Raw genomic sequence first — 8,773 nt, 5'->3', positions numbered from 1 at the left:
CAGCAAACTGCGCGCGCCGTACGAAATCTGCGGCTCAATAAGTCGGCTTCACGCGGTTTGAGTGTGGGAGGGGCGGTGCGACGATTCGACTTTGCCCCCGATGGCGATGGGTCTGAGTACACCCAACGAGGCTTGGTCATCTGCCAGACCGTCACGGGAGCAAGCCCCCTCCCACCTTTATTTAGCGCGCTCACTTCAAATTCGTTTCCAGCCAAGCCTTCAAGTCCTGCACTTCCGCCTCGCTGACCGTGTGGTTCATCCCCCCATAGCCATGGAACTCAGGCTTCAACCCCAGCCCCACCAATACCTCGTTCGCCCGCGTCGCCGACGCATAGGGCAGCGCCTGGTCCTGCGTGCCATGGCCAATAAAAATCGCCAGCCCGCCCAATCGCTCATCCGGCTTCAGCTCTGCCTTGAGCACGGGCAGCAGGCTGCCACTCAACGCCGCAATGCCACGCACCAACGTGGGATCACGTAACGCCACCTCGTAGGACATGATCGCGCCCTGGCTGAACCCCACCAGGAACACCCGATCAGGTCGGGTGTGATATTTGTCGGTAGCCTTGGCCACAAAGTCGTTGATGAGCGCGGCGCTGCTCTGCAAATCGGCCGTCACACCATCGTAATCACCGTTACCCGGCGTCTTGGTAAACCAGCGGAAGCCACTGGGCTGCACCGGCATCGGCGCACGCACAGAGAGGTAGGTCCAGGTGGACGGCAACGCGTCCTTGATGCCAAACAGGTCTTGCTCGTCACTGCCAAACCCGTGCAAAAAGATCACCAGGGGCTGGTTGCGCGCATCGCCCTGGGTCTGCTCCAGGTACGACAGCGGCAAATCGGTGTGCAGTTCAGCATCGGCCTGAGCAACACTGGCCACTAGGGCAAGCGCGAGGGAGAACAGTTTAAGCATGGGACGTTACCTCAGGGTTTGCGCAGTAAATACGTGTCCATGATCCAGCCATTGGCCAGGCGCGCGGCCTTGCGCACCCGTTCGATCTCTTCAGCCACGTCGCTCACTTTGCCGCTGATCAGGATTTCATCGGGCGTGCCCAGGTAGGCGCCCCAGTAAATATCCAGATCCTGATCCGCCACCGTGCGGTAGGAATCTTCGGCATCCAGCATGACCACCAAGGTGTCGGCATCGCTGGCCTGCCCCGCCGCCAACCGGCGTCCCGTGGTGATTTCGACGGACTTGCCGATACGGTTCAGCGCCACCTTATGCTGGGCCGCCAGGGCCTGCACGCTGGTGATGCCGGGGATCACTTCAAATTCGAACGCGCACCGGCCACTGGCCAGAATCGCCTGCAGGATACGAATGGTGCTGTCGTACAACGCCGGGTCGCCCCAGGCCAGGAACGCGCCGACTTCGCCGTCAGCCATTTCCTCATTGATCATGCGCTCGAAGGTGGCCTGCTTGTCACGGTTGAGGTCCTGCACCGCCGTGGTGTAGTCGATTTCACCGCGTACACGCTCGGGGCATTCGGCCTCGACAAACCGGTAGCCGGGCTCGGTGATATAGGTCTCGCAGATTTCGCGGCGCAGGTCGATCAGCTTGTCTTTGCTCTGGCCCTTGTCCATCAGGAAAAACACGTCGGTGCGGTTCAGCGCCTTCACAGCCTGCATCGTGATGTAGTCAGGGTTGCCGGCGCCAATGCCGATGATGAGGATGCGTTTCATGGGTTGCTCTCATTGCGGGGCGTGGATTTTGCCATGATCCCGCGCCTGGGCGTGAGTTTCCAGGCGCAGGCGCCACACGGTGTTGAAGCGCAGCTCGGTGGCGGACAGCGGTTCGACGTCAATCTGATAGAACATCGACACCGGACATTGCATGACCTGCAACAGCGCGGCGCGGATCACAAACGGGTGAGTGACGGCCACGACATGACCCGGCTGGCTTTCGAGGGATTTCATCCACCGTGCCACCCGCGTGCAGAGCTGGTCTACCGATTCACCGCCGTGGGGCGCGCAGGTGCTGTCGGTGAGCCATGCACTCAGTTCATCTGGCTTCACTTGCGTGATGTCCAGGCCTTTCCAACGACCCAAATCAGCATCGCGCAGGGCCGCTTCGACCACCGGATCAGCGCCGAACAACCGCGCCGTCTGCAGGGTTCGGGCTTCGGGCGCGCACAGCAGGCGTGGGCTTTTGCTGTAACGACCGGCCAGGGATAGCGCCGCGCCTTGCCAGTCCATGGCCACCGGCTCGTCATCGGCAAAACGCGCATGTTTTTGATACGCAGTGGCCGCATGGCAGATAAGGGTCAAACGGGTGGCCTGCACGCAGATCACTCCAACGAGGTAAGGCCTGCAAGCCTGGCCCAGTTGTCGCTGCGGCGCAACGCTAATCAAACCACTCCCGCCGCCCCTCGAACGTGCTGACGATCAACGCCACAATCATCTGCACCGCCTCGGGGTGGCACACCTGGGCATTCACCGCCAGCCACACCTGGCGCTGCATGCTTTCGGCCAACAACTCCGGTAACGCCACCAGCCCGCGGTCGAAGCTGCTCATGTAGTGCGGCAGCAAACCGATACATGCACCGCAGCGGATCATCTCCAGCATCAACGAATAGGCATGCACCTGCACCACGGCGGCCAGGCGCTGCTCCACCACCTGGTTCCATGGCTGCAAGACGTCGACCTGGGCGTCGGGTTGCCATTGCACCAGCATGTAGTCATCCAGGTCTTCAACGCTGTCCGGGCGCGTGGTCAGCCGCGAGTAGCGCTTGGCGATGTGCGGCAAATAGTGCAGGCGCGCCAGGGCCCTTGGCGGTTCGGTGATAAAGCTCGGGCCGGGCACCGGGCTGTCGCTGTCCGCCAGCCACACCACCACATCAACGTCCACCGCTTGCAGGGACAATTGGCTGTCGATGGAGATGATTTCCAGGCGCACGCTGGCGTTGCGGCGCAGCAAGGCGATCAGGTCGCGGCCGAGGATGTCATGCAGGATCGGCTCGGCCACCGCCACGCGGATCAGCGGCTGTTCCACCACCGGCAGGCGTCGCTCGTGGGCCAGGGCGATCAGTTGCGCTTGTAATTGCTGGCCGTCGCGACTGAGCACCAGGCCGTTGCCCTGATAGCTGAACAACGAATGGCGCAGGTGTGCTTCCAGCTGCGCCAGGCGCTTGCGCAGCAGCGTCGCCTTGATATTCAGGCTGCGCGCGGCCTGCATGAAGCAGCCGCAGCGCGCACTCACCAGAAAGTAGCGCGCCACCTCCGGGTCGATTTCATGGGCCAGGGCCAGCCAATGGCTGCGCGGCTCGGCCACTGCGCGATAGGCGGCAGGGCCCTGAGGGTTGGACGGTTCCAGTAATGCCATAGGAGACTCCCTGTCTTGTTGGTCTATGCATCCGATGCGGGTTGACGCGTGTTACTCCAACACTTTGTTCAGCTCGGTACCGTCGATGCTCAAGGTCGCGGTGTTGAGCATGCCTTCCAGGTAGGCCTTGGCGATCTGCTCCTGACGCTGGGCACGCAGGGCCTGGGTCAAGCGTTCACGCAGTTCATCGAGGGTTGCCGTGCGCGCCGGTTGCTGGCCGATCAACTTGAGCACATGAAACCCCGCCGGGCTCTGCACCACGTCCGACACCGCACCGACCTTGAGTCGCAACACGGCCTCACGCACTTGCGGCACCAGTTGCTGCAACGGCTGCATCCCCGAGTCACCTCCGCGCGCGGCGCTGTCCGGGTCCTGGGAAAACTGCGTGGCCAAGGCCGCGAAATCGGCTGGTGCCGCCTGGGCCTTGCGGCTCAACTCCTGAGCCTGGCGACGCACGGCGTCGAGGGTTTGCGGGTCATTCACCGCGAGGAAAATCTGGCTCACCCGATACAACGGCGGCGTCACCCATTGCGCCTTGCCGCTGTCGTAGGCCTGTTGCAATTCGGCAGCGCTGGGGTAATCGGCCGGGACTTGGCTGACCGACAGCATGTAGTCGCGAAACACGATCTGCTCGCTGGCGGCGCGGGTCTGTTGCTCCACCTCCGGGCGTTGGCGCCAGCCCTGGGCGTCGGCCTGTTCGAGTACGGCTTTTTGCGCCAGGCGCGAGCGGATCCAGGTTTCCAGGGCGCCGCGATTGCCGCGCAATTGCTCACGGGATTCGGCCGGCAGGCTGGCGAGCACGCTTTTCAGTTCCGCCAGGTCGATCTGCTGGTTACCCAGGCGCGCCACCGCCGGCCCGGTTGACGCCGGGTTGATCACCGGCGCCGGCGGTTGCGCCGCCACCGGGTCGCTGCCGGGTCGCAGGCTCAACGCCACAGCCACCACCAGCAAGGCCAGCGCCCCCGCGCCGACCATCAGTGTCGGCTTTTTCACAGGACAGGCGCCTCTTCCCCAACCGCTGCGGCCCGCAACTGCGCCGCTTGCTGACTGTACTCACGCAGATAAACAATGAATTCCTGCAACAGACGGTCCCACAGTTCCAACTGACTGCGCAGGTGCGTGGCGCCGACGCCGGCCACCACCACGTCCATTTCCATCAACAGGAATTCACCCTGCACCGACAACCGCGCAAAGCGGCGCGAGGCGTTCCATACCTGGGCCAGGCCTTCAGGCAACTCGCCCTGGACTCGCAACGCGCAGCTGTAGGTGAAGTCCACATAGCTGCCCTGCTCGGCCGTCGGGTTGCCGAAGCGCACCGCAAAACCGATGCCCTGGCTGGCGCTGAGCAACTGCACGATGCCGTTCTGTTCGGACTGGTTGACCCGGTAGCCGGCTTCCTGCAACAGCTCGGTGAGGCTCTGGACGCTAACGCTGGTGATCAATTCGCTCATGGTCTGTTCTTCCTTGTCGATCAGTGGGTGACGCCCGCCTGGGGCGCATCAAAACGGCTCTTGTACAAATCGTCGCCAAAACCCTGGGCCAGTTCTTCGAACTTGACCCGCGTGCTGCTGGCGAAGGGCTGGCGGATACTCATCACCTCGGCCACATCGATTTTTTCGTAGGCGGCGAGCAACTGCTGGGCCACGCCGTACATCTGTTGATTCTTGACTGAACATTGCTGCACTTGTGTGTCACGTTCGCCCAATTGCGCCTGCAAACGGGCGCGCTCGGCCTCCTTGCCCTTGGCCAGCACCAGCAACTCGTCATAGGCCTTCTTGAACTTGCCGATCTGCTCATTGCTCGCATTCACCTGGGCTTGCGCCTGGCTGTGCAGGTTTTGTTGCTGACCGGCCAGTTGCTCAGCCACGCCACGGGTCTTTTCCAACTCAGCCGTCAATTGCTTGATCTGGGCCTGGGCCTGCCTGGCCTGGGTTTCAGCAGCGATGCGTGCGGCACTGGCCTGGGCCTGCTCGCTTTGCAACGCCTGCAATTGCTGGGTGGTGCTGCGCAGTTGGGTACGCAGGCGCTCCTCCATGCCTTCGGCGCAGGCGCCGCTGGCGACAAACAACAACAGCAACCCGCAGATTCGCGTGTTCATGTGGCATCTCCGTGCGCATCAAAAGCGCGTGTTGAGTTCCAGTTGCATCACATCCACTTCAAACGGCTGGCCATACACTTCGGACGCGCTCAACCAACGTGCGCTGGCGTAGATGTTCTTTTCGATGCCGTAGTTGGCGCCAATGAAATAACCCTTGGCGTTGGTGCCGCCCAGGTGAAACGAGGAGTCATTGAAGCCGTCGGGCAAGGCGTCAGGCTGGATGTACTTGTAGCCGGCCAGCACGTTCCAGTCGCCACGCTTGCGCATCTCCAGCGCGCTGCCCAGGGTGAACGAGACCATCAGCGCATTACCGCCACTTTCAAACTGGCCGTCGCTGTTGAGGTTGTTGACGATCTGGCCTTCGCTGCGCTTGAGCATTTCGCCCTTGTCGTAGGCCAGGTTGTGGATGAAGTTGCCCTGGCTGCGCAGCTTCAAGTCGCTGGGCAACTCGCTGTCCCAGACGGCGTTGAGGTCCAGCACGTTGAATTTGGAGGCCAGGCCGACGTATTGCGGCTCCGGCGTGAGGCCAGGCGTGGCCGGGTTGGGCGTAATGTTGCGCAGGTTGAACACGCTGTTGCCCTTTTGCATGAAGGCCACACGCGAGCCGTCTGTGTCGCAGCCGGGCTGACCTTTCCACGGTTCGCAAGGGCCGGAACGCTCGCCTTCGATGTCCTGGAACTGGTAGTAGGCGGCGGCAAGCTTGAGTTTGTTGCTGCGGTTGATCTTCCAGTCCGCGCCGATCTGCCCGCCAAACAGCCATTTGGTGTCGCTGTCTTCCTTGTCCACACCGTTGCTGCTGGCGGTGTCGGACGTGTACTCGACCGGGAATGCGCCAAGGGTGCCGAACAGGCCCCACTCGCTGTTGAGGCTGTGATTGAAAATCGCCGCCACGCCGTCGAAATTGAGGTCGTTGGAATACATCATGTCGGTGGAATAGAACGGGTTGCCGATGCGCCCGCCGGTCAGCGTCACCGCGTCGGAGGCTTTCCAGCTCAGGTAACCCTGGTCGAGCCAGATGTCTTTCTTGCCGAACCCACCGCCCAGGGTCTGGGTGGTGGATACAGGGTTGTTGTCCGAACCGGTACCCAGGCGGATGCCGGCGGTCCATTCCGGCGAAATCACCGCTTTCATGCCCAGGCGGGCGCGCAGGCGGAACAGGTTTTCGCGGTCCTCGCGGGTATTGAGCAACGGCGGGAACCGCGTATTGGTGCCGGGATTGACGTCATACGGGCCCGAATCGTTGAGCTTGGCGTAGTCGGTGATGGTGTCGTCGTTCTTGCCCGAAAAGTACCGCGACTCGTCGCGCAGACGGATATCGCCATCAAAACTCACCCGTGACACCCAATCCGGGAAGGTGTTGGGTTGGGCCCAGTTTTCCTGCTTGGCGGTGGCCATGACTTCGGCCTTCACCTGGTCACGGATCTGGTCACGCACCGCTTGCGGCACGTACTGCACGCGCACATCGCCCGGCGCTGCGGCCGGGCCGCTGGCAACCACCGGCGCCGCATTGGCCTGGCGTGCCTGCAAGGCTTCTTTTTCGGCCTGGGCAATCAGGCCGTTGGCGGTGTCCTGGGTCAGCACACCCTGCTGCACCAGCAGGCGGATCAGGTTGATGGTGACGTTTTCCGAGGGGGCAACCGGGGCTGCCACCGCCTGGCCGACCAGGGTCGCGATGACCATGCCAACCGCCAGGGTCAGTCGATTCACGGGGGAAATCATGTGTACGCAACTCCTGTAAAAAACCGTTGAAAAAGGATTCGTTCAATCCGGGCGTCGGCCCTTGAGGGACAGGCGTACCGGCATCGTCACCGAGGCCGGCACCCGTTGTGTGGCATGGGGCGCACGCAAGGCGGCCAGGACCTGAGCGTCGGTGTCCGCATCGCCGCTGGACTTGGCCAACTGCGCACGGGTGACCTCGCCTTCGGCGTTCAGCCACAAGTCCGCCTGCACCGTGTAAGCCTTTTTGCGTAACTCCGGGTCTTCGCGCAGCAAGCGTTGAAACACCCCGGCCAGGTACTGCTTGTAGGTACCCGCGCCAAGGCCACCACCACCGGAACCGGCCATGCCGCCGCCCTTGCCGGCACCGATGTTGAAACCGTCGTTGCCCGACTGGGCGTCACCATCGATCTGCATCGGGTTGGCCAGGTCATCGGCCGGTGACGGCGGTGCTTCCTCGGCCGGCTTGACCTCTTCCGGTTCCGGGGTAGGCACCGGCTCAGGGATTTTTTCTTCCACCTGAGGCTCGGGTTCCTTGGGCTTTTCCGGGGGCGGCGGTGGCGGTGGCGGCAACGGAATAATCGTCGGCACCTTCGGCGCTTCGCGGCGTACGCCACTCATGTCATTGGCCCACTGCCATAAAAACCAGGCCGCCACGGCCGCCAGCAGCAGGCCGGCGCCCCACTTCAGCGGGCGCAGCGGTGGCGTTTTCTTGACCGGCAACGGCGAGATCGGGATCTGTGCAGTCATGACTCAGCCCTGGCTCGGTTTGCCGGTGACCAGCCCGACCTGGGACAGCTCCAGCCGGCGCAGCAAGTCGAGCACTTCGATCACCTTCTGGTACTGCACCATGGCGTCGCCGCGCACGATCACCGGAAAATCCGGGTTCAGCGCTTTCTCGATGCGCAGGCGTTCTTCCAATTCGCCGAGGGTCACCGGGTAGGCATCCAGGAACACCTGGCCGCCGTCGTTGACGGAGATCGCCTTGGTCTTGGCCTCCGACAACGACACCGACGCACTGGCCTTGGGCAGATGGATCTGGATGCCCGAGACCTGGGCCGTAGCGGTGAGGATGAACATCACCAGCACCACCATCAGCACGTCCACCAGGGGCGTGATGTTGATACTGTCGACGGCCGCATCATCGTCATCGTCGTGGGAGGTATTTACGGAAGCCATGGCAATTCTCCTCAGGCCGGAACCGACGCGTGATGCTCGCGGCGGTGCGCGGTTTCACTGTGCTGGCTCTCGCCGTGCATCTCCGCCAGGCGGGTGATGAACTCGTCGACAAACACGCGCATGTCGGCGCTGACTTCCTTGTTGCGCGTGATCAGGCGGTTGTAGCCAAACAGCGCCGGGATCGCGACGAACAGGCCCATGGCCGTGGCCAGCAAGGCGGCCGCCATGCCGGGGGCGATGGCGTTGATGTTGACGTCACCGGCCATGGCCGTGCCGAGGAACACCACCATGATCCCCAGCACCGTGCCGAGCAGGCCGATGTACGGGCCGCCGGCAATGGCGTTGGAGAGGGTCGAGAGCTTGGAGCTGAGTGCCTGGTTCTCGCGGGTGCGCACGCCATCCATGGAGCAGCGGATGGCTTCGATGGTCGCCGCCGACACCGACGAGGTATCGGCGCCCTGGGC

11 protein-coding genes are annotated in these 8,773 nt (G+C 62.9%); all 11 read right to left on the bottom strand.

Annotation, left to right across the window (positions count from 1 at the left end):
* Positions 1 to 190 precede the first annotated feature (190 nt).
* Positions 191 to 910 carry an alpha/beta hydrolase gene (locus tag IQK56_RS15525; RefSeq protein WP_193864298.1) on the bottom strand — a complete coding sequence of 240 codons (720 nt, stop codon included), beginning with the start codon at positions 908 to 910 and terminating at the stop codon, positions 191 to 193.
* Between the two features lie 11 nt (positions 911 to 921).
* Complete coding sequence (cobF, locus tag IQK56_RS15520) at positions 922 to 1,677, bottom strand: precorrin-6A synthase (deacetylating) (RefSeq protein WP_150675267.1); 756 nt, start codon at positions 1,675 to 1,677, stop codon at positions 922 to 924.
* A 9-nt stretch (positions 1,678 to 1,686) separates the two neighbouring features.
* On the bottom strand, positions 1,687 to 2,277 hold the full coding sequence (locus IQK56_RS15515; RefSeq protein WP_193864297.1) for a histidine phosphatase family protein: 591 nt from the start codon (positions 2,275 to 2,277) through the stop codon (positions 1,687 to 1,689).
* Positions 2,278 to 2,338: 61 nt separating this feature from the next.
* Complete coding sequence (locus IQK56_RS15510) at positions 2,339 to 3,316, bottom strand: LysR family transcriptional regulator (protein WP_193864296.1); 978 nt, start codon at positions 3,314 to 3,316, stop codon at positions 2,339 to 2,341.
* A 51-nt stretch (positions 3,317 to 3,367) separates the two neighbouring features.
* Positions 3,368 to 4,309, bottom strand: coding sequence for a peptidylprolyl isomerase (locus tag IQK56_RS15505; protein ID WP_193901751.1), 942 nt, complete (start codon positions 4,307 to 4,309; stop codon positions 3,368 to 3,370).
* On the bottom strand, positions 4,306 to 4,767 hold the full coding sequence (locus IQK56_RS15500) for a YbjN domain-containing protein (RefSeq protein ID WP_193864274.1): 462 nt from the start codon (positions 4,765 to 4,767) through the stop codon (positions 4,306 to 4,308). Before IQK56_RS15500 ends, IQK56_RS15505 begins: the two co-directional genes overlap by 4 nt.
* Before the next feature lie 20 nt (positions 4,768 to 4,787).
* Positions 4,788 to 5,414: a DNA repair protein gene (locus tag IQK56_RS15495; RefSeq protein WP_150675263.1), complete on the bottom strand. Its 627-nt coding sequence runs from the start codon at positions 5,412 to 5,414 to the stop codon at positions 4,788 to 4,790.
* An 18-nt stretch (positions 5,415 to 5,432) separates the two neighbouring features.
* Positions 5,433 to 7,133: a putative porin gene (locus tag IQK56_RS15490; protein ID WP_193864275.1), complete on the bottom strand. Its 1,701-nt coding sequence runs from the start codon at positions 7,131 to 7,133 to the stop codon at positions 5,433 to 5,435.
* Positions 7,134 to 7,175: 42 nt separating this feature from the next.
* Complete coding sequence (locus IQK56_RS15485) at positions 7,176 to 7,880, bottom strand: energy transducer TonB family protein (RefSeq protein ID WP_193864276.1); 705 nt, start codon at positions 7,878 to 7,880, stop codon at positions 7,176 to 7,178.
* A gap of 3 nt (positions 7,881 to 7,883) precedes the next feature.
* Entirely contained in the window at positions 7,884 to 8,309 is a 426-nt protein-coding gene (locus IQK56_RS15480) for an ExbD/TolR family protein (protein ID WP_016980095.1), read from the bottom strand.
* A gap of 11 nt (positions 8,310 to 8,320) precedes the next feature.
* On the bottom strand, positions 8,321 to 8,773 hold a 453-nt coding region (locus IQK56_RS15475; protein ID WP_193901750.1), incomplete at its 5' end, for a MotA/TolQ/ExbB proton channel family protein.

The organism is Pseudomonas cyclaminis (assembly GCF_015163715.1).
GTDB lineage: Bacteria > Pseudomonadota > Gammaproteobacteria > Pseudomonadales > Pseudomonadaceae > Aquipseudomonas > Aquipseudomonas cyclaminis.
This window is presented reverse-complemented; position numbering and strand designations above follow the sequence as displayed.